20 protein-coding genes are annotated in these 22,598 nt (G+C 67.4%); 17 read left to right on the plus strand and 3 right to left on the minus strand.

All coding sequences use genetic code 11. The features are described from left to right. Window positions 1-50 precede the first annotated feature (50 nt). The 7 genes from hemH to ppsA all read left to right on the plus strand — a co-directional run bounded on the left by hemH (window position 51) and on the right by ppsA (window position 8,359). Window positions 51-1,226 (plus strand): ferrochelatase, encoded by a 1,176-nt coding sequence (hemH, locus tag KQ303_RS12675; RefSeq protein ID WP_094512963.1) that lies wholly within the window; start codon window positions 51-53, stop codon window positions 1,224-1,226. After that, window positions 1,207-1,773: a M23 family metallopeptidase gene (locus tag KQ303_RS12680; protein ID WP_259730564.1), complete on the plus strand. Its 567-nt coding sequence runs from the start codon at window positions 1,207-1,209 to the stop codon at window positions 1,771-1,773. The genes hemH and KQ303_RS12680 overlap by 20 nt, the downstream gene beginning before the upstream one ends. A 78-nt stretch (window positions 1,774-1,851) precedes the next feature. Then, complete coding sequence (gene ilvB / locus KQ303_RS12685; protein WP_399233721.1) at window positions 1,852-3,720, plus strand: biosynthetic-type acetolactate synthase large subunit; 1,869 nt, start codon at window positions 1,852-1,854, stop codon at window positions 3,718-3,720. Window positions 3,721-3,896: 176 nt separating this feature from the next. Further along, window positions 3,897-4,274 (plus strand): hypothetical protein, encoded by a 378-nt coding sequence (locus KQ303_RS12690; protein ID WP_311134164.1) that lies wholly within the window; start codon window positions 3,897-3,899, stop codon window positions 4,272-4,274. Continuing rightward, window positions 4,271-4,549, plus strand: coding sequence for a GIVxVP protein (locus KQ303_RS12695; protein WP_259730565.1), 279 nt, complete (start codon window positions 4,271-4,273; stop codon window positions 4,547-4,549). The genes KQ303_RS12690 and KQ303_RS12695 overlap by 4 nt, the downstream gene beginning before the upstream one ends. 92 nt (window positions 4,550-4,641) lie before the next feature. Further along, window positions 4,642-5,829 (plus strand): ABC transporter substrate-binding protein, encoded by a 1,188-nt coding sequence (locus KQ303_RS12700; protein ID WP_259730566.1) that lies wholly within the window; start codon window positions 4,642-4,644, stop codon window positions 5,827-5,829. Between the two features lie 25 nt (window positions 5,830-5,854). Continuing rightward, window positions 5,855-8,359, plus strand: coding sequence for a phosphoenolpyruvate synthase (gene ppsA / locus KQ303_RS12705; protein ID WP_259730567.1), 2,505 nt, complete (start codon window positions 5,855-5,857; stop codon window positions 8,357-8,359). Between the two features lie 70 nt (window positions 8,360-8,429). Here the strand turns inward: ppsA and KQ303_RS12710 are convergent, their stop codons facing one another. Further along, window positions 8,430-9,980 (minus strand): FAD-linked oxidase C-terminal domain-containing protein, encoded by a 1,551-nt coding sequence (locus KQ303_RS12710; protein WP_259730568.1) that lies wholly within the window; start codon window positions 9,978-9,980, stop codon window positions 8,430-8,432. A gap of 241 nt (window positions 9,981-10,221) precedes the next feature. On the opposite strand from KQ303_RS12710, the gene hemL reads away from it, so the two are divergent. The 7 genes from hemL (at window position 10,222) to KQ303_RS12745 (ending at window position 17,553) form a co-directional block, all read left to right on the plus strand. Further along, the gene (gene hemL / locus KQ303_RS12715; protein WP_259730629.1) at window positions 10,222-11,523 is read left to right on the plus strand and encodes a glutamate-1-semialdehyde 2,1-aminomutase; all 1,302 of its coding nucleotides are present in this window, start codon (window positions 10,222-10,224) and stop codon (window positions 11,521-11,523) included. A 5-nt stretch (window positions 11,524-11,528) separates the two neighbouring features. Continuing rightward, window positions 11,529-12,722 carry an ABC transporter substrate-binding protein gene (locus KQ303_RS12720; protein WP_259730569.1) on the plus strand — a complete coding sequence of 398 codons (1,194 nt, stop codon included), beginning with the start codon at window positions 11,529-11,531 and terminating at the stop codon, window positions 12,720-12,722. Further along, the gene (locus KQ303_RS12725; protein WP_255139853.1) at window positions 12,719-13,663 is read left to right on the plus strand and encodes a branched-chain amino acid ABC transporter permease; all 945 of its coding nucleotides are present in this window, start codon (window positions 12,719-12,721) and stop codon (window positions 13,661-13,663) included. Before KQ303_RS12720 ends, KQ303_RS12725 begins: the two co-directional genes overlap by 4 nt. Beyond that, window positions 13,660-14,565: a branched-chain amino acid ABC transporter permease gene (locus KQ303_RS12730; protein ID WP_259730570.1), complete on the plus strand. Its 906-nt coding sequence runs from the start codon at window positions 13,660-13,662 to the stop codon at window positions 14,563-14,565. The genes KQ303_RS12725 and KQ303_RS12730 overlap by 4 nt, the downstream gene beginning before the upstream one ends. After that, window positions 14,562-15,335, plus strand: coding sequence for an ABC transporter ATP-binding protein (locus KQ303_RS12735; protein ID WP_259730571.1), 774 nt, complete (start codon window positions 14,562-14,564; stop codon window positions 15,333-15,335). The genes KQ303_RS12730 and KQ303_RS12735 overlap by 4 nt, the downstream gene beginning before the upstream one ends. Continuing rightward, window positions 15,332-16,069 (plus strand): ABC transporter ATP-binding protein, encoded by a 738-nt coding sequence (locus tag KQ303_RS12740; protein WP_259730572.1) that lies wholly within the window; start codon window positions 15,332-15,334, stop codon window positions 16,067-16,069. Before KQ303_RS12735 ends, KQ303_RS12740 begins: the two co-directional genes overlap by 4 nt. A 107-nt stretch (window positions 16,070-16,176) precedes the next feature. After that, the gene (locus tag KQ303_RS12745; protein ID WP_259730573.1) at window positions 16,177-17,553 is read left to right on the plus strand and encodes an NAD(P)/FAD-dependent oxidoreductase; all 1,377 of its coding nucleotides are present in this window, start codon (window positions 16,177-16,179) and stop codon (window positions 17,551-17,553) included. Here KQ303_RS12745 and KQ303_RS12750 read toward each other — a convergent pair. Further along, the gene (locus KQ303_RS12750; RefSeq protein ID WP_255100773.1) at window positions 17,528-18,346 is read right to left on the minus strand and encodes an SDR family NAD(P)-dependent oxidoreductase; all 819 of its coding nucleotides are present in this window, start codon (window positions 18,344-18,346) and stop codon (window positions 17,528-17,530) included. The genes KQ303_RS12745 and KQ303_RS12750 overlap by 26 nt on opposite strands. Before the next feature lie 105 nt (window positions 18,347-18,451). On the opposite strand from KQ303_RS12750, the gene KQ303_RS12755 reads away from it, so the two are divergent. The 3 genes from KQ303_RS12755 to KQ303_RS12765 all read left to right on the plus strand — a co-directional run bounded on the left by KQ303_RS12755 (window position 18,452) and on the right by KQ303_RS12765 (window position 20,940). Continuing rightward, the gene (locus KQ303_RS12755; RefSeq protein ID WP_259730574.1) at window positions 18,452-19,375 is read left to right on the plus strand and encodes a DMT family transporter; all 924 of its coding nucleotides are present in this window, start codon (window positions 18,452-18,454) and stop codon (window positions 19,373-19,375) included. Further along, window positions 19,372-20,382 (plus strand): VOC family protein, encoded by a 1,011-nt coding sequence (locus KQ303_RS12760; RefSeq protein WP_259730575.1) that lies wholly within the window; start codon window positions 19,372-19,374, stop codon window positions 20,380-20,382. The genes KQ303_RS12755 and KQ303_RS12760 overlap by 4 nt, the downstream gene beginning before the upstream one ends. A 66-nt stretch (window positions 20,383-20,448) precedes the next feature. Continuing rightward, window positions 20,449-20,940: a DoxX family protein gene (locus tag KQ303_RS12765; protein WP_399233771.1), complete on the plus strand. Its 492-nt coding sequence runs from the start codon at window positions 20,449-20,451 to the stop codon at window positions 20,938-20,940. An 11-nt stretch (window positions 20,941-20,951) separates the two neighbouring features. On the opposite strand, the gene KQ303_RS12770 is transcribed toward KQ303_RS12765, so the two are convergent. Beyond that, entirely contained in the window at window positions 20,952-22,589 is a 1,638-nt protein-coding gene (locus KQ303_RS12770; protein WP_259730577.1) for a GMC family oxidoreductase, read from the minus strand. Window positions 22,590-22,598 lie beyond the last annotated feature (9 nt).

Consider the following 22,598-nt stretch of genomic DNA (forward strand, 5'->3'; position numbering starts at 1 on the left):
GCCTCGGGGGGGCAGCGTTACGCTCGGCTGACTTGACGGAATGATCTGGCATGGCCAGGGTCGGCGTATTGCTGCTGAACCTCGGCGGTCCCGAGCGGATCGAGGATGTCGGGCCTTTTCTCTACAACCTGTTTTCCGACCCGGAGATCATCCGGCTGCCGATTCCGGCCCTGCAGAAGCCGCTGGCCTGGTTGATCAGCACCCTGCGCAGCAGTAAGTCGCAGGAGGCTTACCGCTCGATCGGCGGCGGCTCCCCCTTGCGCCGCATCACCGACCAGCAGGCACGGGAGCTGCAGAGCGAGTTGCGCCAGCGCCAGGTGCAGGCCACCACCTACGTGGCCATGCGCTACTGGCACCCGTTCACCGAATCCGCTGTCGCCGACATCAAGGCCGATGCGGTGGATGAGGTGGTGGTGCTGCCGCTTTACCCCCACTTCTCGATCAGCACCAGCGGTTCAAGCTTCCGCGAGCTGCAGCGGCTGCGCCAGGCCGATCCCGCTTTCAGCCGCCTGCCGATCCGATGCATCCGCAGCTGGTACGACCATCCCGGTTATGTGCAGGCGATGGCCGAGTTGATCGCCCGGGAGGTGCAGGAGTGCAACGACCCCACCACCGCCCGCATCTTCTTCAGCGCCCACGGCGTGCCCAAGAGCTATGTGGAGGAGGCCGGCGACCCCTACCAGCAGCACATCGAGGCCTGCACCGACCTGATCATGGCCGAACTGGCCCGTCAGCTCGGCCACAGCAACCCCTTCACCCTCGCCTATCAGAGCCGGGTGGGGCCGGTGGAGTGGCTGCAGCCCTACACCGATCAAGCGCTGGTGGAGCTGGGAGAACAGGGGGTCAAAGAGCTGGTGGTCGTGCCGATCAGCTTCGTGAGCGAACACATCGAGACGCTCGAGGAAATCGACATCGAATACCGGGAGATCGCCACCGAAGCCGGCATCACCACCTTCCGGCGCGTGCCGGCGCTCGACACCTACCCCACCTTCATCCGTGGACTGGCCGACCTGGTGCAGCTGGCCCTGGCCGGGCCGGAGGTGAACCTCGACCAGGCGGCCAGCCTGCCCACCACGGTGAAGCTCTACCCCCAGGAGAAGTGGGTGTGGGGCTGGAACAACAGCTCGGAGGTGTGGAACGGGCGGCTGGCCATGCTTGGCTTCTCCGCCTTCCTGCTGGAATTGCTGAGCGGCAAGGGCCCTCTGCATGCCATCGGGCTGCTCTAATCGCCGGCTGGCGGCCCTTGGCCTGGCCCTGCTGATCGGCCCGGCCACGATTCCGCCGGTTCAGGCGGCGAATGAACGCTGGCGCCTGGGCGTGTTTCCGGTGGTGAACTTCGCTGGGTACACCAGCCACTTCGGCTTTCGCATCGGGCCCGGCGGTGGCCGCGAGCAGCATTCCGGCCTCGACATTGCCGCTCCGCTGGGCTCACCGATCCGCAGCTGGTGGGGAGGCGTGGTGAGTGATGTGATCAACGATGGCCGCTGCGGCATCGGCCTGGTGATCCGCTCCGGCGACTACGACCACATCTATTGCCATCTCGGCGGGCAGGTGAGCGGCGGTCGCTATCAGAGCGGGCGGGTGCTGCTGGCCGCCGGGCAACGGGTCGCGCGCGGCCAGCTGATCGGCCACATCGGCATGACCGGACGCACAACCGGGCCCCATCTTCACTGGGGAATCCGTTACCGGGGCCAATGGCTCGATCCGGCGCGGATCCTGCAGGCGATGGTGCGCAGCCGTCGCAGTGTCGGCGGCGGAGCCCCTGGCCGCTGATTGGAATCGAAACAGTTCACCTCACCGCCGTTGAGCACCTCTTAATGTGAGGCCATCGTGATGTCTGCAGCGACAACCGTGACCCTGACGACCGTCCCCACAGCGGTTGTGTCCGCTTCCCCCCTGCGGCCGATGCCGGCCGTGCCGGGGAGGGTCACCGGCGCTCACGCCCTGATGGATGCCCTGCATCGCCATGGTGTTGAGCACATCTTCGGCTACCCGGGCGGGGCGATCCTGCCCATCTACGACGCCCTTCACCAGGCCGAAAGCCACGGCTGGCTGAAGCACATCCTGGTCCGTCACGAGCAGGGCGGCACCCACGCCGCTGACGCCTACGCCCGTGCCACCGGCCGGGTGGGCGTGTGCTTCGGCACCTCCGGGCCGGGCGCCACCAATCTGGTCACCGGCATCGCCACCGCCCAGATGGATTCGGTGCCGATGGTGGTGATCACCGGGCAGGTGGGCCGGGCTTCGATCGGCACCGATGCCTTCCAGGAAACCGACATCTTCGGCATCACCCTGCCGATCGTTAAGCACTCCTGGGTGGTGCGCGATCCCGCCGATATCGGCCGCATCGTGGCGGAAGCCTTCCTGATCGCGGCCACCGGGCGGCCGGGCCCGGTGCTGATCGATGTGCCCAAGGATGTGGGCCTCGAGGAATTCGATTACATGCCGGTGGATCCGGGCAGTTCGGTTCCGGCCGGCTACGCCCTGCCGGTGGCCCCCGACCCTGCGCGCATTCAGCAGGCGCTGGAGCTGATCCGCAAGGCACGCCGTCCGCTGCTGTATGTGGGTGGCGGTGCCGTCAGCGCAGGCGCGCACGGGGCCCTGCGCCGGTTGGCCGAGCGCTTCTCCCTGCCTGTCACCACCACATTGATGGGCAAGGGCGCCTTCGATGAGCGCAATCCACTGGCGGTGGGAATGCTCGGCATGCACGGCACCGCCTATGCCAATTTCGCCGTCACCGAGTGCGATCTGCTGATCGCCGCCGGCGCCCGCTTCGACGACCGGGTCACCGGCCGGCTGGACAGCTTTGCTCCTCGGGCCCAGGTCATCCACATCGACATCGATGCAGCCGAAGTGGGCAAGAACCGGGTGCCGGAGGTGCCGATCGTGGCGGATGTGGGCCTGGCACTTGATGCCCTGCTGGCAGCCTCCAGCGACGAGCCGCCCACCAACCGCACCGAGGCCTGGCTGGAGCGCATCCGCAGCTGGAAGCTCCACTATCCGCTCGTGATCCCTGAACCGGTGGGGGAGATCGCCCCGCAGGAAGTGATGCTGGCCCTGCAGCAGCTCGCTCCCGAGGCGTTCGTCACCACCGATGTGGGCCAGCATCAGATGTGGGCAGCCCAGTTCATGAACACCCCTCCGCGCCACTGGATCAGCAGCAGCGGACTCGGCACCATGGGCTACGGACTGCCTGCAGCCATGGGCGTGCAGGTGGCCTTCCCCGGGGATCAGGTGGTGTGCGTCGCCGGCGACGCCAGCATCCTGATGAACATCCAGGAACTCGGCACCCTCTCCCAGTACGGGCTCCCGGTGAAGGTCGTGATCGTCAACAACGGCTGGCAGGGCATGGTGCGCCAGTGGCAGGAAAGCTTCTACGGCGAGCGCTACTCCGCCTCCGAGATGACCGGCGGCATGCCGAACTTCTCCGCCCTGGCTGAAGCCTTCGGGGTGCGCGGCGTCGACATCACCGACCGCAACCGTCTGTATCAGGATCTGCAGGAGGCCCTGGCCCATCCAGGCCCGGCCGTGGTGAACGTGCAGGTACGGCGCAACGAGAACTGCTACCCGATGGTTCCCCCCGGTGCCAGCAACGCCCAGATGGTGGGCCTGCCCAGCCATCCGGAGCTGGCGATCGACACCACCCGCGACTGCGGCTCCTGCGGTGCCACCACCGAGAGCGCCCATCTGTTCTGCCCCAGCTGCGGGGCAAAGCTCTGACCTCCCCTGCCGTCCTGACGGGAGGCCACAGCGCCCTAGCCCCCCTGAGCATCGCCAGCGCACTCGGGCCCTATATCCCCGTCCGGTCGCAGAAGAAGCTGAGACAGAGACCTCACGGGCACTCCGGCCTTCTGCACGATCTCCTGCAGTGTCTGCTGTGGATTTTTTTTCCTTGCTTGCTGGCCGCGCTGCTCATGGTCACCCTCAGCCCCGCTGCCGCTGAGGCGGCCGAAGTGCTCCAGGTGCGTGGCGCCACGTTGTTGCAGGTGGGCGACCAGAACCGCAGCTACCCGGTGCGGTTGGGATGCGTACAGGTGGACCCTGCCGATGGTGCGGCCGCCACCTCCTGGCTGCGGGAAGCCCTGCCGCGGCGCACGCGCGTGAATCTGCGCCCGCTGGGCACCGCCGATGGCACCCTGCTGGCGCGGGTCACCGTGCTCTCCAGCGGCATCGACCTGGGCACAGGGCTGCAACAGGCCGGTCTGGCCACCCCGCTCGACGCGACAGCCGCGCCACAGGGCTGCCCGTCGGCAGCCGCCTCGGCGGTGTCATGAGCATCAACCGCACCGCCAAAGGGATCGTGCTGGTGCCCAGCCTGCTGCTGGGCGGCGCCTTTCTCGCCGCAGGCACCTGGATGGAGGGGGCAGCCGCCGCCAACCGCCCCCTGGCCTTCACCCTGGGTGGAGTGCTTGTGGCTGCGGGGCTGTTCACCCAGCTGCTTCCGGAAAGCCAGAAGGAAGGCTCAAGCCTCGACGAACCAGAGGAAACAACACCACCAGTGCGGCCCGGCCGCAGCCTGGGCAACCTTGGGGGCAGCACGAACAAGTAGGGGGGAAGCGCGGGCAACCTTGGCGGCACCGCAACCAAGGATGGCGGTGGAGCACAACCCTCCTAGTGTTCACCGGCTGAATGGAAACCCGCATGTCCCCGGGGAAGTCCGCGTCCGGCTCCGGTGCTGAACCACCTCCTCGCCGCCACCTCTTCTGGATGGGTGCCGGTGTGGTGGCCGCCCTGCTCGGGCTGCAGGGCCTCGCTGCCAGCGCACCGATCCGCAGCGATGTGCTGATGCTGCTCACACCTGAAGGGCTGCTGGCAGGGGTGGGTGACGGCCTGCGCCGCGGCTACGCGCTGGCCATGGAAGAGGCACGCGTCTGCGGGGTGAAGCCGCCCACGCTCCAACTCGGCTGGCTGCCGCCGGAGCAGGACCCGCGCGCGGCGCTCATGGTGCGGCCGCTGCCCGGCTTGCTGATCGCGCCGCCGGCGGTGTCCCTCGTGTCGTATGGGTTGCTGGCGCAGGAGCTGGGCCTCACCGTGCTGCTGCCGCTGCAGCGGGGCAGCTCCCTCAACGGCCTGCCCAGCCTTGCCGGCGCCGACCGGCTCTGGCCGGTGCTGCCGGCGCGCAGCCTGGAGGCCGATCGCCTCGCCAAAGGGCTGATCGAGGAGAAACGCTCACGCGTGATGGTGATCCACGACGGCAGCAGTGAGCAGATCGCCCTGGCCAATCGCTTCGTGGCCTCGCTCAGCGGCGACGGCGGCCGGGTGGTGGGTTATCAGGAGGGAAGCCAGGAGATCGCCGATCCCGATGCCCGCACCATCACCCGCCTGGTGGACGACGTGGACTACTACCGCCCCGAGGCCCTGGTGGTGATGACAGCACCGACCAGCCCGCTGGCCAAGGCGGTGCGAGAAGCGCGCTGGCCTGCGGATCTCACCCTGGTGTGGCCGTTTCCGGCCACGGAACCGCTGGCCAACGCCCAGCTCGGCGTGGATCCGCTCAGCCGCGGGCCCGGCTGGAACCGCTTCGCCGCCAACTTTCAGCGCCGTTACAACTATGTGCCCAGCCTGGTGGAAGCCACCGGGTACGACACCGGCCAGCTGGCGGCCGTGACCGCCCGTCGCCCAGGTGACACCGCGCCGTGGGACATGGCCTGGCTCGACCCCAAGGCACAACCCCGGGCCCTCTGCGCTGCGATCGAAAGCCGGCGGCAGGGCGGTCGCACGGCGCTCAAGGGCGCCGCCAGCCAACTGGATCTGGGCGAGGGCAGCGCACCGAGTGCCGAACTGCGACTGACTCCCCTGCCTGCAGCTGGGAACACCCCCCCTTCCTAGGCTCAAAGGATGAGCGGAGATCGTGATGGGTCAGGCACCTGCGATGGCCAGCCCCGATCTCCTGGTGGTGCCGCTCGCGTCCGTCGGCCTTGACGCCATCGCCCAGGTGGGAGGCAAGAACGCCTCCCTGGGGGAGATGATCCGCCAGCTGGGGCCCCGAGGGGTGGCGGTGCCCGGCGGGTTTGCCACCACGGCGGCGGCCTACCGCCTGCTGCTCGCCCACAACGGACTGGAGGCCCGGCTTGCCGACCTGTTCGATGGCCTCGATGCCAGCGATCTGGCGGCCCTGCAGGCGAGTGGCGCCGCCGCGCGACAACTCGTGCTGAACGCCAGCCTGCCGCCGCCGCTGGAGGAAGCGATCCGTCAGCACTACCAGCAGCTGAATGAGGATAGTGCCGGTGATCGTGACAGCAGCGCCAGCGGCGCGCGCAGCACCGGCACGGGCGGCACGGGCGGTACTGACAGCTCGTTGCCGGTTCCAGTTTCGGTGGCCGTGCGCTCAAGTGCCACCGCTGAAGATCTGCCGGAAGCCAGCTTCGCCGGGCAGCAGGAGAGTTTTCTGAATGTGCAGGGCATCGACGCCCTGCTGGCGGCCTGCCGCCGTTGCTACGCCTCGCTGTTCACGGATCGGGCCATCTCCTACCGGCAGATCAACGGCTTCGCCCACGACGCGGTGGCTCTGTCGATCGGCGTGCAGACGATGGTGCGCTCCGATCTGGCGGCCTCAGGGGTGATGTTCACCATTGATACCGAGAGTGGCTTCCGTGAGGCGGTGCTGCTCACCGCCGCCTATGGCCTTGGTGAGAACGTGGTGCAGGGGGCAGTGAACCCCGATGAATACCTGATCTTCAAGCCGACCCTGCTGCAGGGGCACGCGCCGATCCTGAGCAGACGGCTCGGCAGCAAGAAGCTGCGCATGGTGTACGCCGAGACGGACACCCGCAACGTGCCGGTGCCGGCGGAAGAGCGTGAACGCTTCGCCATCGACGACGCTGATGTGCTCACCCTGGCCCGCTGGGCCTGCGTGATCGAGGCGCACTACAGCGCCCTGCACGGTGTTCCCACCGCGATGGACATCGAGTGGGCCAAGGATGGCCTCAGCGGCAGGTTGTTCATCCTGCAGGCCCGGCCGGAAACGGTGCAGTCGCGGCGTTCGGGCACCCTGCTGCGACGCTGGCAACTGGATCCCCATCAGGCCGAACTGATCGTGGAGGGGCGGGCGATCGGAGCCTCGGTGAGCAGCGGTGTGGCCCGGGTGCTGGCCAGCGCCGATGCCATCAACCGCTTCGAGCAGGGGGATCTGCTGGTGACAGAGCGCACCGACCCCGACTGGGAGCCGATCCTGCGCAAAGCCAGCGGTGTGATCACCAATCAGGGCGGCCGCACCTGCCATGCAGCGATCATTGCCCGCGAGATGGGGATCACCGCGATCGTGGGCTGTGGCACGGCCACCAGCCGCATCGCCGATGGCGATCTGATCACCGCCAGCTGCTGCGAAGGAGATGCGGGCCGGGTCTATCGCGGCGCGTTGCCCTTTCATGTGGAGGAACAGGAACTCTCCGAGCTGCCTCCTACCCGCACCCGCCTCCTGGTGAATGTGGGCAATCCAGAGCAGGCGTTCCAGCAGGCGGCTCTGCCTGTGGACGGGGTGGGATTGGCCCGGCTGGAGTTCATCATCGCCAACCACATTCAGGTGCATCCGATGGCGCTGTTGAAGCCGGAGCTGGTGGCCGATGCCGGTGAACGCGAGGCGATCGCGCAGCGCACCAAGGGGTATGCCCACCCCGCCGATTACTACGTGGACCTGCTCACCCAGGGCATGGCGCGCATCGCCGCCGCCTTCCATCCACGACCGGTGATCCTGCGGTTTTCGGATTTCAAGAGCAACGAATATGCCCGTCTGCTCGGGGGAAGCGGCTTCGAGCCCCACGAGGAGAACCCGATGCTGGGCTGGCGGGGCGCTTCCCGCTACACCGCCGAAGCGTTCCGGGAGGCGTTCGGTCTGGAATGCCAGGCGCTCAAGGCGGTGCGGGAGGCGATGGGGCTCACGAACGTGATCCCGATGGTGCCGTTCTGCCGCACACCGGAGGAAGGCGAGCGGGTGCTTGCCGAAATGGCCCGGCATGGGCTGGTGCGGGGCCGCCACGGCCTGCAGGTGTATGTGATGTGCGAACTGCCCAGCAACGTGATCGGCGCCGAAGCCTTCGCCGGGCACTTCGATGGCTTCTCGATCGGCTCCAACGACCTCACCCAGCTCACCCTTGGGCTGGACAGGGATTCCGCGCTGGTGGCGGATCTGTTCGATGAGCGGCACGCGATCGTCAAGGAGATGATCCGCCTGGCGATCCGCACGGCTCACCGCTGTGGCAGCCGCATCGGCATCTGTGGCCAGGCTCCCAGCGACTACCCCGACTTCGCCCGCTTCCTGGTGGAGGAGGGAATCGATTCGATCAGCCTCAACCCCGATGCGGTGATCACCACACGCCTGCAGGTGGCAGCGATCGAGCAGGAGCTTGGCAAGGGCGCCTGAACGCGCGGGAAGGAGCTCCAGCCGGGACAGCCGGGTTCAGAACAATCAGAGCATTTCAGAACAGCTGAGCTCAGAACAGCTCGACGGCCTCGCGTTCCAGCAAGCCCGGCTGGCCGTCGGCCAGCCGGGGGGCGGACTTTGGCTCCGGTGGCGGCAGTGTGGCCGCAGCGCCGTTGTGGGCAGGCGTTTCGCGCAGCACCGCCACCCGCCGGGACGACTCGCCGCAACTGCGGGGCGTGGGAAAGATCTTGCCGGGATTGGCCCGCCCCAGCGGGTCGAAGGCGCGACGCACCAGCTGCATGGTGTCGAGGTCGTCGTGGGAGAACATCCAATCGAGATAGCAGCGCTTGTCGGCGCCCACACCGTGCTCCCCGGTGATGCTGCCACCCGCCTCAATGCAGAGCCGCAGGATCTCGGCGCCGAGGGCCTGCACCTTCTCCTGTACGCCGGGCTCGCCTGCGGTGTAAAGGATCAGCGGGTGCAGGTTGCCGTCGCCGGCGTGGAACACATTGGCCACGGGCAAGCCGTAGTGGCGGCTCAACTGCTCGATCGCCGCCAGCACCGAAGGCAGGGCACTGCGCGGCACCACCCCGTCCTGCACGTAATAGGTGGGGGTGATGCGCCCCACCGCCGCGAATGCCGATTTGCGGCCCTTCCACAGCTGGGCCCGGTCGGCTTCCTGCTCCGCCTGGCGGATGGAGCGGGCCCCGGCCTCACTGCACAGGTCGCTGGCCAGAGCCACCGCGGCTGCCACTTCCCGCGCCTGGCCGTCGAGCTCGATCAGCAGCACCGCCGCTGCATCGCGCGGATACTCCTCCACCCCGAAGAGGTCGTCGACGGCGTTGATCGTGAAGTTGTCCATGATCTCCATCCCCGCCGGCAGAACCCCGGCGGCCGTGACCCGGCGCACTGCTTCACCGGCTGCCTCCATCGTGACGAAATCGGCCAGCAGCACCTGCACGTTGGGGGTCTGGGGCAACAGGCGCAGGGTGATCGCCGTGGCGATGCCCAGGGTGCCTTCGCTGCCGATGAACACGCCGCGCAGATCCAGACCGTGCAGCTCTGCCAGCGGCCCCCCCAGCCGGGTGAGCGTGCCGTCGGGGAGCACCACTTCAAGCTCCAGCACGTGATTGCTGGTGACGCCGTACTTGAGGCAATGGACGCCACCGGCGTTCTCGGCCACATTGCCGCCGATGCTGCACACCACCTGGCTGGACGGGTCGGGGGCGTAGTAGAAGCCGTCGCCCGCCACCGCGCGGGTGACCCAGCTGTTGATCACACCGGGCTGCACGGTGATGCGCTGGTTGTCGAGGTCGATCGCCAGCACCGAACGCATGCGGCTGGTGACCACCAGCAGGGCCTCCTGCTCCGCCACGGCGCCGCCTGACAGCCCCGTGCCGCTGCCACGGGCAACGAACGGCACCCCCAGCGCATGGCAGCAGCGCAGGATCGCCGCCACTTGCTCGGTGGTTTCCGGCAACACCGCCAGCGGCGGCTCATGGCGATGCAGGGTGAGACCGTCGCTGTCGTAGGTGAGCAGTTCCTGGCGCCGGGCCACCACGGCACGCGCCGGGAGCAGACGGCGCAGCTGACGTTCGATGGTGGACCAGGGCAGGCTCACGGGGTTTCGGCCTGGATGACGGCCTGGAGGTGGGGACGCTGGGCGGGCAGAGCGGCCGGCAGGCCAGCAGGGATGGGCCTGTGACACCAGGCTCATGGCCCTCGGCCAACAAGACCTTACCGAGCAGAGGCGGCAACCACCGCACTGACACATCTTGAGTCAGGATGGAGATCGGCCGAGCGGCATTGCGCTGTCGCGCCGTTCTCAACCGTCTGCGGATCGCGCCTTGACCTCGGCCCCTGTGTCAGTTCCTGCCCTGAACACCAGCCGTTCCCAGGAACTCTTCGCCGCTGCCCAGAAGCTCATGCCCGGAGGGGTGAGCTCTCCGGTGCGGGCCTTTCGTTCCGTCGGCGGCCAACCGATCGTCTTCGATCGGGTCCAGGGGGCCTACGCCTGGGACGTGGACGGCAACCGCTACATCGATTACATCGGCTCCTGGGGGCCGGCGATCTGCGGCCATGCCCACCCCAAGGTGATCGGCGCGCTGCGCAACGCCCTGGGCAAAGGAACCAGCTTCGGCGCCCCCTGTGCCCTGGAGAACCAGCTGGCCCAGATGGTGGTCGATGCCGTCCCTTCCGTGGAGATGGTGCGGTTCGTGAACTCCGGCACCGAAGCCTGCATGTCGGTGCTGCGGCTGATGCGGGCCTTCACCGGCCGCGAGAAGCTGATCAAGTTCGAGGGCTGCTACCACGGCCACGCCGACATGTTCCTGGTGAAGGCGGGCTCGGGCGTGGCCACGCTCGGCCTGCCCGATTCCCCCGGCGTACCGCGCAGCACCACCGCCAACACGCTCACCGCCCCCTACAACGACCTGGAAGCGGTCAAGCGGCTCTTCGCTGAGAACCCTGGTGAAATCGCCGGGGTGATCCTTGAGCCGGTGGTGGGCAATGCCGGCTTCCTGCCCCCCGAACCCGGTTTCCTGGAGGGTCTGCGCGAGATCACCACCGAAAACGGGGCTCTGCTCACCTTCGATGAAGTGATGACCGGCTTCCGCATCAGCTATGGCGGTGCCCAGGCCCGTTTCGGCATCACCCCCGATCTCACCACGATGGGCAAGGTGATCGGTGGCGGACTGCCGGTGGGCGCCTACGGCGGCCGCGCCGACATCATGGCCATGGTGGCGCCGGCCGGGCCGATGTATCAAGCGGGCACGTTGAGCGGCAACCCGCTGGCGATGACCGCCGGCATCCACACCCTCGAACTGCTGCGCCAGCCAGGCACTTACGAGAAACTTGAGGCCACCACCTCGCGGCTGATCGCCGGCATCCTGGCGGCCGGCAGGGATGCGGGCCTGCCGATCTGCGGCGGCAGCATCAGCGCCATGTTCGGCTTCTTCCTCTGCGACGGGCCGGTGCGCAACTTCGAAGACGCCAAAGCCTCCGACACCGTGCGCTTCGGCAAGCTGCACCGCGCCATGCTTGAGCGCGGCGTCTACCTGGCGCCGAGCGCCTTTGAAGCCGGCTTCACCTCGCTGGCCCACAGCGAGGAGGACATCGACGCCACCCTCGAAGCCTTCCGAGCCGCCTTCGCTGCCATCGCCTGATCGGCATGCATAGGCGCCTTTACCCCTCCCGCCGCCTCCTGCTGGCGATGATCGGGCTCACCTTGGGGGTGGCTGGCTGTGAGGCCACCACCTCCGACAAGCCTCTCGATGTCAACAAGGGGGTGCCGGTGGGAGCGGTGCTGGCTCTCACCAGCAACGCGAACGTCTACGGGCAGGACCAACAGCTGGGCCTCAAGCTCGCCGAACGCTGGTTCAAGGGAAAGGGTGTGCCGATCCAGCTCACCATCGAGGATGGAGGTGGTGATGAGCAGGCAGCCAGTCAGGCCTTCAATCTCCTGATCGATGCCGGTGTGGTGGCCCTGATCGGTCCCACCCTCTCCCAGCAAGCCTTTGCCGCCGCCCCGATCGCCCAGCGCCGCGGCGTGCCTGTCGTCGCGCCTTCCAACACCGCCAAGGGCATTCCGCAGATCGGCAGCTTCATCAGCCGCGTTTCAGCCTCCAGCGCTGTGATTGCTCCGTTGGCGATCGAAGCCGCCTTGAAGAAGGATCCAACGATCCGGCGCACAGCGGTGTTCTTCGCCCAGGACGACGCCTACAGCACCTCTGAAGCCGAGATCTTCCAGAACGCCCTGGTGGCAAAGGGGCTGAAACCGGTCACCGTGCAACGCACCCAGTTGAACGACCAGGATTTTCAGAACCAGATCACTGCGGCGCTGCGGTTGAAGCCTGATCTGATTGTGATCTCGGCCCAGGCCGTCGATGGCGGCAACCTGATCCGCCAGCTGCGGGAGCTCGGCTACAAAGGCCGCGTCGTGGTGGGCAACGGCATGAACACCCCGAACATCTATCCGATCTGCCAGATCTATTGCGACGGGATCCTCATCGCACAGGCGTACAGCCCGGAGCTGGACACAGCCACCAACGCGGCCTTCGTGAAGCTCTTCAAGGAGGCCTCTGGTGGCGCCATTCCCCCCCAGCTCACTGCCCAGGCTTTCACCGCGTATCAGGTCGTGGCCGAAGCGATCACAGGGCTGAACCGCCGTTCGCCCATCAACGGCCGGCCGCTGACGGAGGTGCGCCAGGAGCTGATGAAGGAACTGCTGGCCGGTCGCTACGACACACCCTTGGGTGAGATCGCCTTCACCCCAGAGGGCGAAGTGGTTCAGAAGCGCTTCTACGTTGCACAGGTGCAGATGATTCCAGGCGGGCAAAGCGGGCGCTTCGCCTTGCTCGATTGAGCGACACCGTGGATCACCTGCTGCAGGTGCTGCTCAATGGCCTGGCCAGTGGGGCCGTCTATGCCCTCTTTGCCCTCGGGTACACGCTGGTCTTCTCGGTGCTCGGGGTGATCAACTTCGCGCAAGGGGCCCTGTTCACGCTCGGGGCCTATTTCACGTATCTGCTGATCGGCGGCAGCGTGGGCTCCAATGGCCTGCTCGCAGGCGTCCAGCTGCCCTTTGCCCTGCCCTTCTGGCTGGCCCTGCTGCTTGCCGGTGTCGGCGCCGCCGGCATGGGCGTGCTGGTGGAAGCCACCGCTTTTGCACCCTTGCGCCAGCGGCGGGCCGAGCCGCTTCTCTATCTCATCTCCAGCCTGGGCGCTGGGGTCGTGATCGTGAATGTGGTGCAGTTGCTGATGGGCGCCGAAAGCTATTCGATCCCCGCCGCCACCCTGGCAGAGCTGCCGGCCACCATCCGGATCGGAGCAGCCCAGGTGCGCTCCGTGCAACTGCTGCTGATGGCGGTGGCTGCCATCGTGCTCGTCACGCTGACGCTCTGGCTGGAAGGCAGTCGCATGGGCAAGGCTCTGCAGGCCGTCTCGGAAGATCCAGACACCGCCAGGCTGCTGGGCATCAATGCCGGGGCCATGATCCAGCTCGCCTTTGCACTGAGCGGCTTTCTCGCCGGCGTGGCCGGTGGGCTGGTGGGGCTGAGCGTGAGCATCTCCGGGCCGTACTTCGGGATCGGCTTCGGCATCAAGGCCCTCGGGGTTCTGGTGCTTGGCGGCCTGGGCAGTGTGCCCGGAGCGATGCTGGGGGGCCTGGTGGTTGGCCTGGCCGAGGCCCTCGTGCCTGCCGACTTCTCCGGCTACAAAGACGGGGTTGCCTATGCCTTCCTGTTCGCGGTACTGCTGCTTCGGCCCCAGGGGTTGCTGGGCAAAACCCTGATCAGCAAGGTGTGAGCGACCTCTCCCTGCTGGTGCAGATGGGGCTGGGCGCTCTGCTCGCCCTTTCGGTCTACCTGCCGCTGCGTGCGGGTCAACTGTCACTCGCCACCCCGGGCTTCTATGCCATCGGCGGCTATGTGGCCGCACTGCTTTCCACGCGCTGGCCAGCACTGGCCGGCAACGGAGCGCTCTATCCCTTGCCCTCGCTGCTGCTGGAAATGGTCCTGGCGACAGGGTTGGCCACAGGGCTGGCGCTGCTGATCGGCCGGCCGGTGCTCCAGCTGCGGGGCATCTATCTGGCGATCGCCACGATCGCCCTCGTGGAGATTCTGCGGGTGGTGAACCTCAACGCCGGCTGGAGTGGTGGTGCGGTGGGCATCTTCGCGATCCCACAACCGTTCAACGGCCCGCAGGGCTATCTGATCTGCACGGCGCTTCTCCTGGCGTTCTGCTGCTGGCTGTGCGCCCGGCTGGAGCAGATGCGCCTGGGACGGGCGATGGCCGCCATGCGGGAGGACGAACTGGCCGCCCGCTGCATGGGAGTGCCCACGGCTCAGGTGGCCTTGAGCGCCTTTGTGCTGAGCGCCGCGATCGCAGCTCTCACCGGGGTGGTGGCCGCCCATTTCCTCAACACCTGGAACGCCCGCCAAGGCAGCTTCGATGCCAGCATCACCACCCTCGCTTTCGTGGTGTTCGGGGGTTCACGCACCTGGCTCGGGCCGGTGCTGGGTGGCCTCTTTCTCACCGCACTGCCGGAACTGCTTCGGCCGGTGGGGGATCTGCGCCTGATCGTGTTCGGTCTGGTGATCCTGGTGGGCCCGATCCTGGCGCCGCAGGGCCTGATCACACCAGAACGGTTGGCGGCCCTGGTTCACGCCCTGCCACTGCCAACGCCCAAAAAAAGCACCTCGGCATGATCGGCACACCACTGCTGGAACTGGAGGCGGTCACCAGGAGTTTTGGCGGGCTGATCGCCGTGAACCGCGTGTCGCTGCAGGTGGAAGCCGGGTCGATCACCGGGCTGATCGGACCGAACGGAGCTGGCAAGACCACTCTTTTCAACCTGATCTCCGGGCTGACGCCCCCCGATGCGGGCCGCATCCTCTGGCACGGTGCCGCCATCGACGGCTTGCCGCCGGAACGGGTGAACCGGCTGGGCATCGCCCGCACCTTTCAGAACCTGCGCCTGTTCGGACCGCTCAGCTGCCTCGATAACGTGCTGGTGGGACTGCATAGCGCCGACAGAGCACCTCTGCTCGGCGCCCTGCTGAACCGGTCTGCTTTCCGCCGCCAGCAGGGCCAGCTGCGTCAGCGAGCCCATGAGCTGCTGGAACTGCTGGAGCTCGATCACCTGGCGCACCAGCCGGCCGACAGCCTCGCCTATGGGCTGCGGCGCCGGCTGGAGATGGCCCGTGCACTGGCCACCGGCCCCAGGTTGCTGCTGCTCGATGAGCCGGCTGCCGGCATGAATCCGGCCGAAAAAGCCACACTCGCCGATCTGATTCAGCGGCTGCGCCAGCACTTCGATCTCACCGTGCTCGTGATCGAGCACCACGTCCCCTTGATGATGCGCCTGTGCGACCGCCTTGCCGTGCTCAACTTCGGGCAGCGGATCGCTGAAGGGACCCCCGCCGAGGTACGCAACGATCCACTGGTGATCGAGGCCTACCTGGGGAGCAAGACATGAACGGGGTTCCGCCAGGCGGACCCACGCCGCTGCTGGCCCTTCGGGGGCTCACGGTGCGCTACGGGGCGATCCAGGCCCTCGGCGATGTGAACCTCGAACTCCACAGCGGCGAGCTGGTGGCGCTGCTCGGTGCCAACGGCGCCGGCAAAAGCACCACGCTGCGCACCATCTCGCGATTGGTGGATGCTGCCGCGGGATCGGTGGAATGGAAGGGTCAGTCGCTCGCCTCGTTGTCCACCGAAGCCACGGTGCGCCTTGGCATCGGCCATTGTCCGGAAGGCCGCCGGGTGCTGGCGCGCCAGAGCGTGGCCACCAATCTGGAACTGGGGGCCTTCCTGCGGCGTGATGCCAAGGCGATCCAATCCGACCTCGACTGGTGCTACAGCCTGTTTCCGCGGCTTGCTGATCGGCGCCGCCAGCCGGCCGGCAGCCTCTCGGGGGGCGAGCAACAGATGCTGGCGATCGCCCGTTCCCTGATGGGACGGCCGGAATTGCTGATGCTGGATGAGCCAAGCCTTGGACTCGCCCCCAGGCTGGTGGAGGAACTGATGGCGGTGCTCCACACTCTGCACAGCCAGGGCCTCACGATCCTTCTGGTCGAGCAGAACGCCCAAGCGGCCTTGGCGATCGCCGACCGTGGCGTGGTGCTCGAAGCTGGCACAGTGCAATTGCGCGGCTCTGCCGCTGCCTTGCTCGCAGACGACGAACTGCGCGCCAGCTATCTGGGCGCTTGACGGCACGTCAGCACGCGGCCCTGCTCTGTTCTTCGCACCAACGTCCTGGGCGCCTATCCACGCCGATGCGACCTGAATAGGCTGCGACCGTCCGGCCTGCCACCGCCATGCCACGCGAGCGCTTCTTTCTGGAGTTGGAGCCGCCGGCTGAAGCTCTGCGCGGGCGACCCCATGTGGTGATCGTGGGAGGGGGTTTTGCTGGGCTGTCGGCGTGCAAAGCCCTGGCCGGCGCCGATGTTCGCGTGACGCTGATCGACAAGCGCAACTACAACCTGTTCCAACCGCTGCTGTATCAGGTGTCCACCGGGCTGGTGGCTCCGGGGGATGTGACCGTGCCGCTGCGGCTGCTGGTGGGGCGGCAGCGCAACGTGCAGGTGCTGATGGGGGAGGTGAAGGAAATCGATGCCGAGGCGAAGGAGCTGGTGTTCAACGAGCGCCGCTTCAGCTACGACCACCTGATCCTGGCGGCAGGTTCCGGCAGCTCCTACTTCGGCCACGACGAATGGCAGGCGATCGCCCCGCCGATGAAGCAGCTGGAAGACGCCCTGGAGATCCGCGAGCGGCTGCTGCTGGCAATGGAGGAGGCGGAGCAGACGCCCGAGGCGGAGAAGCGGCGCCTGCTGCAGTCGGTGGTGGTGGTGGGGGGCGGACCCACCGGCTGTGAGCTGGCGGGGTCGGTGTCGGAGCTGCTGCGCCACGCCCTGGCCAGGGATTTCCGCCAGCTCGATCCCGAAGACACCCGCATCCTGTTGGTGGATCCCGGCGATCGCCTGCTGCGGGGCATGCATCCCGATCTGGGCGCCGGCGCCAGGCGCTTCCTGGAATCCATCGGCGTGGAGGTGCTGCTGGGGGGCCGGGTGAAGGCGATCCAGCCGGGGCGGGTCACGATCAGCACCGCCGCTGGCGAGCAGGTGCGGGAGGCGGCCACGGTGTGCTGGACGGCGGGGGTGAAGGCGTCCCCACTGGGTGCCCGGCTGGCTGAGGCCACCGGCGTGCCCCTCGACCGGGGCGGCCGGGTGCCGGTGGAGGCGGATTTCTCCGTGCCAGGCCATCCCGAGATCCGAGTGGTGGGTGACCTCTGCGCCTATGCCCCCAGCCCGGGCGCCAGCCCGCTGCCGGGGCTGGCCAGCGTGGCGGTGCAGATGGGCAGCTGGGTGGCCCGTGATCTGCGGGCCGGGCTGGAAGGCCGCCCGCAGGCGCCGTTCCGCTTCGTGGATTTCGGCTCGATGGCGATCCTGGGGCGCCTGCACGCCGAAGCCGACCTGCGCGGCTGGCGCGTGGACGGCCCGCTGGGCTGGCTGATCTGGGGCGTGGCCCACCTGGGCTTCATGCCCGCCAACGAGAACCGGGTGAGCCTGCTGGTCAAATGGCTGTGGGCGATCGCCGCCCGGCAGCGCGGCTCCCTGCTGATCATGGGAGAACCGCGCTTTGAGGAGGGTGTGCCGGAGGGCTCTGCCGCTACAGACCCGGGCTGCTCTGCATGATGCCGCCATCGGCAAAGATCGTGGTGGCGGTGATGTAGCTGGCGTCGTCGCTGGCGAGGAAAGCCACCACCTTGGCCACCTCTTCCGGCTGGGCCATGCGGCCCAGCGGGATGGCGGCATCCAGCTTGGCCATCAGCTCCGGATCCTTCATCGTGGCGTCGTTGATCGGAGTGGCCACGGCCCCCGGACCCACATTCACCAGAGTGATGCCGTGGGGAGCCAGCTCGAGGGCGGCGGTGCGGGTGAGCATGCGCACGCCGCCCTTGGCGAGGCAGTAGGGCGTGTTGTTGGGCATGGGCCAGTCTTCGTGAACCGAGGAGATGTTGATGATGCGGCCGCCGCCGCCCTGGGCAATCATCTGCTTGGCAGCGTACTGGGTGGCGAAGAAAACGCCACGCAGGTTCACATCCAGCACCTTGTCGTAGTCGTCGGGGGTGGTGGTGAGAATGGAGGTGCGCGTTTCGATACCGGCGTTGTTCACCATCACATCAATGCGCCCGTATTTCGCCACTGCAGCATCCACCAAGCGCTGAAGATCATCCAGCTTGGACACATCAGCCTGCACACCGAAGCTGCTGCCACCGAACGCGCCGATCTCCCGCTCGATCTCTTCGGTGGCCTCAGGATGGGAGCGGTAGTCGATCACCACCTTGGCGCCGCGGTGCGCCAGGGCTTCCACAATCGCTTTGCCGATGCCGCTGTTGCCGCCGGTCACGATCGCCACCTTGCCTTCAAGCAGCTTGGCCAGGGTGCGGATGGCGTCTGGATTGGTGGTGCTGGTCACGGAATCCATGGGTGACAGGGGCAGCTTTGAAGGTAAGCATGGGCCCAACGGGAAGGGTTGAACGCCGTGGCGAATGTGATTCCATCCACACCCCCGCAGGAGGCCTCCGGCTCAATGCGTTCACTGCTGCTGGGCGCCGCCCTGCTGGTGCTGGCCTTTCTGGCGAACACCGCCCAGAGCGCCTTCGGCAAAGCGCTCGGCAGTGGCATGGGGCCCGTGCCGTTCACCTGGCTCACCTTCGTGATCGCCCTGGCACTGATCCTGCCCTGGGTGCTGTGGCGCGGTGGCCGTGATCTGCGCACATCCGTGCCACTCCTGCACCTGCTGCGCAGTTGCACCGGGCTGGCGGGGTTCTTTCTGTTCATTACCGCCGCGCGACTGGTGAATCTGGTCAACGCCAATGTGCTGCTGAACACCACGCCGTTGTTCATCCCGCTGCTGGGTCTGCTGGTGCTCGGCCAGCAGGTGCCCAGAGCTCTGTGGGGCTGCCTCGCCATCGGCTTTGCCGGCATGGTGATCGTGGTGCAGCCCAACGCCTCCCTGCTCACCCGCCCCGGCGATCTGCTGGGCCTGGCTGCCGGCCTGCTCTGCGCCGTGGAGTTCCTGGCCGTGAAGCGGCTCGACCGCACCGAGGCGCCGCTCACCCAGATGATCTATTTCCTGCTCATCGGCAGCGTCGGCTCCACCCTGGCGATCCTTGGTCCGCTGCGGCCGGAGGGACAGGCCGGTGCACTGCTCAGCGGGCTGGACACCAGCCAATGGCTCACGGTGCTGGCCTCCGGCGTATGCCTGGCCTGCTTTCAGTTTCTCTTGATCAAGGCTTACACCTATGCCGAACCCGGCGCGATCGGCGCCTTTCAGTATTCGTCCGTGGTGTTCGCCGGCCTGATCGGCTGGATCTGGTTCGCAGAGACGCCCACCCTGGCGGTGTGGGCCGGCACCGCACTGATCACCCTCGGCGGCGTGCTGAGCATCGTGCTGCAGCGCCCGGGGAGCACCGCACAGCCTGCTGGCCCCGTGGGCAGCACTGGCTCATGACGCCCCCCCTGGTCAGCTCTGGCCCCCACATCGAAGCGGTGGCGATCACCTGTGCCAGTGCCGAGCGCAGCGCCGCCTTCTTCTGCGCGTCGCTTGGCTTCATCCGGCTGGCTGAGGAGCGGGTGGAGGGCGGGCCCCAGGCCGCTCTGTTCGGGCTGCCGCAGGGACGGCTGCAACGGGTGCAGCTGGGGCTGGGCGAGGAGCGGCTGGATCTGATCGAAGTGCTCGATCCTGGCCCGGGGCAGCGCCCGGGGCGGCCGCTGCCCCCGGATTCACGCAGCTGTGATCTCTGGTTTCAGCACCTCTGCCTGGTCACGGCGGATCTGGCGGCGAGCCACGCCCGGCTGCAGCCCCTGCTGGCCGCTGGCGCAATCACGGCAGTATCAGCGGCGCCGCAGCGGCTGCCCGAGTGGAACACCGCCGCCGCCGGCATCTGGGCCTTCAAGTTCCGTGATCCTGATGGCCACAACCTGGAGCTGCTGCAGTTTCCCGACGGCAAGGGGGATCCCCGCTGGCATCGCCCGCGGCCGGCCGCGGGCGATGAGCTGCTCGGCATCGATCACAGCGCCATCGCCATCGCCGACACCGCCCGCAGCCGTTCCTTCTACAGCAACCTGCTCGGCCTGAAGGCACTGCCCAGCGGCGAAAACTGCGGACTGGAGCAGGACCGGCTCGATGGGCTGAGCGAGGTGCGGGTGCAGATCACGCCCCTGCGCTGCGCGGCAGGCATGGGCATTGAAACCCTCGGCTATCTGCCCCCCAACCAGGGGCGCCCGCGACTGATGGATCAGGCGCCGCAGGACCTGGCCCACTGGCAGATCCGCCTGGCGGCCAGCGGCCTTGATCGCATCGCCGCCAGCGCGGCGGCGTTCGGGGGTCGGGTGCTGCCGCCCGGCCTGATGGCGCTGGAAGCGGGGGCCGGCGGGAGCAGGCGGGCGTTGCGGCTGGCCGATCCCGATGGCCACGAGCTGCTGCTTGTGGAAGCCGCTGGCGTCAGCGCTCCCTGAAGCCCGGCAGCCGCGCAGGCCGCCTTGGTTACGTTGAGGCACCGACGCACGTGAGCTGCCGTGGCCGTGGACATCGTGGAGATCCTGGTACCCATCGGTCCCTCTCCCCTCAGTGAAGCGGTGCTGACGCTGCTGCGGGTGTTCACCGGCATCGCCTTCATCCGCCACGGCTGGCCGAAGCTGCGCAACCTCACCACCTGGGCAACCGCCCTGAAAACACCGCGCTGGCTGTGCTTTCTTTCGGCGTTCTCAATGTGGGCGGGCGGTATCGCCCTGATCGCCGGTCTGCTAACGCCGCTGGCCGCCCTGGCGATTCTGGTGTCGATGGGGTATGCCATGGTGCTGGAGGTTCTAGCGGGCACCCCCTTCATCGCCCCCGACCCCTATCAGATTCCGCCCGGGGATTATGCCGGCCCCATGGGCGTGGGGGAACCGCCCAGCTGGGAAAAGGCCGCCATGTATGTGGTGATGTGCCTGGTGCTGATCGGAGCCGGTGGTGGCGCCCTTTCCCTCGACGGACTCCTGATTCGCGACGCCCTGATGCTCAGCTTCGGCTGACACCGGCCGGATCATCCCTGCAGCCGGGCGATGAGATGATCGCCCACCCGCAGGGCGTTGGCGATGGCGGTGAGAGAGGGATTCACCGCGCCGATGCTGGGGAAGAAGCTGGTGTCCACCACGTAGAGGTTATCGAGCTCGTGGGCTTTGCAATCAAGGTCGAGCACCGAGCTGGTGGGATCGGTGCCGAAGCGACAGGTGCCGGCCTGATGGCCCACGGCGGCAATCGCCATGCTGGATTTCACGTAGATCTGCCGCTCCACAAGGTGATTCTTCAGATAGAGAGAATCCAGCAAGCCGCGAAGATTATGCTCAAGCTTGGCGCTGGCCGTTTGGTTGTTGGGGGTGTAGGAAAGGGTGATCGCCCCCTCCTTGTTCACGGTGATGCGGTTCTCAGGGTCGGGGAGATCCTCGCTGCTCAGCCAGAAATCCAGTGCATGTTCCGCGATCTGGTCCATGCTCCAGCCGGGCATCAGGAAGGTTTCAAGCGGGGCATAGCCCTTCATGATCGTGCCGCTGGTCTTGCCGGTCATCTGGATGTTGCCCATCGGGTAGGGAAACGCCTCAGAGCCCAGATACCAGTCATTGATCGACACCGTTTTCTGAAACACGGTGGTGTTGGGTTCATGGGCCAGGGCCACGAGGGCCTTGCTGTTGTGGAACATGTAGTTGCGCCCCACCTGCCCGGAGCCATTGGCCAGGCCGGCCGGGTGGCGGTCGTTGGCAGACATCAGCAGCAGCCGGGCGCTGTTGGCGGCGCCGCAACTCACCACCACCACATCGGCGGAAAAGCGCATCGGCTCGCCATCGCGCAGAACTTCCACCGCCGTGACCCGCCCACCACTGGCATCGGTGAGCAGCCGCTGCACATGGGCGCGGGTGAGCAGCGACACGTTCGCATCGGCCAAGGCCGGCCGGATGCCAACCACGTCCGCATCACCCTTGGCATGCACGAGGCACGGAAATCCATCACAGCGGTTGCACTTGCGGCAACGGCTGAAGGGCAGGTTGGCCTCATCGAGCATCACCCCGCTGGGGGCGTGGAAGGGGCGCAGGCCGGCGGCACGCAGGTCGTCGACCAGCTTCTGCATGCGCGGCTCATGGGCAATCGGCGGGTGGGGATAGGGGGCACTGCGGCGGGGTTCGGTTGGATCTTCCCCCTGCTGGGCATGCACGTGGAACAGTTCTTCGGCGCGCTGGTAATAGGGCTCGAAGACGTCGTAAGGGAGGGGCCAGGCCGGTGAGATGCCGTCGTGGTGAATCAGCTCGCCGAAATCGGCCTCGCGCAGGCGGAAGTGGGCGGCCCCGTACATCTTGGTGGCGCCTCCCACCATGTAGTGGCTGCCGGGCTGAAAGGCCTTGCCGTGCTTGTCGTGCCAGGTGTCCGCAGACACATAGCGACCCTGCTGAAACACCGCTTCGGCGCTCCAGTTCTGCGGTTCCTGGGGGAGCCAGTCGCCGCGTTCCAGCACTAGCACCTTGAGGCCGCTGCCAGCCAGGTGCCGCGCCAGGGTGCCGCCGCCGGCACCACTGCCGATGATCAACACATCCACGTGGCTGCCATCCGGTGGATTCAGCTGCCCGGCACCAGGCAACGGGGAAAGGGTGATCGACGGGTCGATGATCCGGGCCGTTGGGGTGGCAGGCATGGCGGAAGG

Origin of the sequence: Synechococcus sp. CS-1333 (assembly GCF_025128015.1) — a bacterium.
GTDB lineage: Bacteria > Cyanobacteriota > Cyanobacteriia > PCC-6307 > Cyanobiaceae > MW101C3.

What these genes read in the sequence shown, in the direction of transcription:
- KQ303_RS12750 (WP_255100773.1), bottom strand. Translation starts at nt 18,346, where the DNA reads ATGGATTCCGTGACCAGCACCACCAATCCAGACGCCATCCGCACCCTG.
- KQ303_RS12770 (WP_259730577.1), bottom strand. Translation starts at nt 22,589, where the DNA reads ATGCCTGCCACCCCAACGGCCCGGATCATCGACCCGTCGATCACCCTT.
- KQ303_RS12700 (WP_259730566.1), top strand. Translation starts at nt 4,642, where the DNA reads ATGTCCCCGGGGAAGTCCGCGTCCGGCTCCGGTGCTGAACCACCTCCT.
- hemH (WP_094512963.1), top strand. Translation starts at nt 51, where the DNA reads ATGGCCAGGGTCGGCGTATTGCTGCTGAACCTCGGCGGTCCCGAGCGG.
- KQ303_RS12755 (WP_259730574.1), top strand. Translation starts at nt 18,452, where the DNA reads ATGCGTTCACTGCTGCTGGGCGCCGCCCTGCTGGTGCTGGCCTTTCTG.
- ppsA (WP_259730567.1), top strand. Translation starts at nt 5,855, where the DNA reads ATGGGTCAGGCACCTGCGATGGCCAGCCCCGATCTCCTGGTGGTGCCG.
- KQ303_RS12735 (WP_259730571.1), top strand. Translation starts at nt 14,562, where the DNA reads ATGATCGGCACACCACTGCTGGAACTGGAGGCGGTCACCAGGAGTTTT.
- KQ303_RS12760 (WP_259730575.1), top strand. Translation starts at nt 19,372, where the DNA reads ATGACGCCCCCCCTGGTCAGCTCTGGCCCCCACATCGAAGCGGTGGCG.
- KQ303_RS12745 (WP_259730573.1), top strand. Translation starts at nt 16,177, where the DNA reads ATGCCACGCGAGCGCTTCTTTCTGGAGTTGGAGCCGCCGGCTGAAGCT.
- KQ303_RS12740 (WP_259730572.1), top strand. Translation starts at nt 15,332, where the DNA reads ATGAACGGGGTTCCGCCAGGCGGACCCACGCCGCTGCTGGCCCTTCGG.
- KQ303_RS12680 (WP_259730564.1), top strand. Translation starts at nt 1,207, where the DNA reads ATGCCATCGGGCTGCTCTAATCGCCGGCTGGCGGCCCTTGGCCTGGCC.
- KQ303_RS12720 (WP_259730569.1), top strand. Translation starts at nt 11,529, where the DNA reads ATGCATAGGCGCCTTTACCCCTCCCGCCGCCTCCTGCTGGCGATGATC.
- KQ303_RS12695 (WP_259730565.1), top strand. Translation starts at nt 4,271, where the DNA reads ATGAGCATCAACCGCACCGCCAAAGGGATCGTGCTGGTGCCCAGCCTG.